Genomic DNA, 489 nt, shown 5'->3' on the forward strand with positions numbered 1-489 from the left:
TTAACTTCGAACACTTCGATACCATGCTTGCGCAGTACACTGGCCAAGCCAGCACCATACGTGCCTGTGCCTTCAACGCCTGCTCTCTTCAAGCACCCGAAAGAGTTTGCCCAGGTCACGAGTCTCTCATATCCGCTGGTATTGGTCGTGACCATCAAGCATCCCAACTGGTGCCCTTGTGCATTAAGCAAAACCCCGACATGGGTATCCATATGGGTGTCTACACCAAGGATAACTTCAGCTTTGTTTCTGGAATTGTTCATGGCTCATTCCTCCAAGGAATATGCACTACCAACCCCATACGCAGGACAGGACACTCAAGATGCAGCACAAGGCTCCTATTAGGTCACAGACGCTGGGCCCAGCAATGCCAGGGAACATCAGCATCCAATCGACAGGTCAACGCAAAGGCATTATGTTCGCCAATCCCAGCACGGGTCAGATTGGGCTGATGTTCTTGAGCATAATGAACTGAGTATCCCAGCAGTT

1 protein-coding gene is annotated in these 489 nt (G+C 50.7%); it reads right to left on the bottom strand.

What is annotated here, in order from left to right; translation table 11 throughout:
- The coding region (locus tag L972_RS00230; protein ID WP_047434186.1) for an IS110 family transposase at positions 1–263 on the bottom strand (263 nt) is incomplete at its 3' end.
- Positions 264–489 lie beyond the last annotated feature (226 nt).

The sequence above is a fragment of the Aeromonas sp. ZOR0001 genome (assembly GCF_000801015.1).
Taxonomy (GTDB): Bacteria; Pseudomonadota; Gammaproteobacteria; order Enterobacterales; family Aeromonadaceae; genus Aeromonas; species Aeromonas veronii.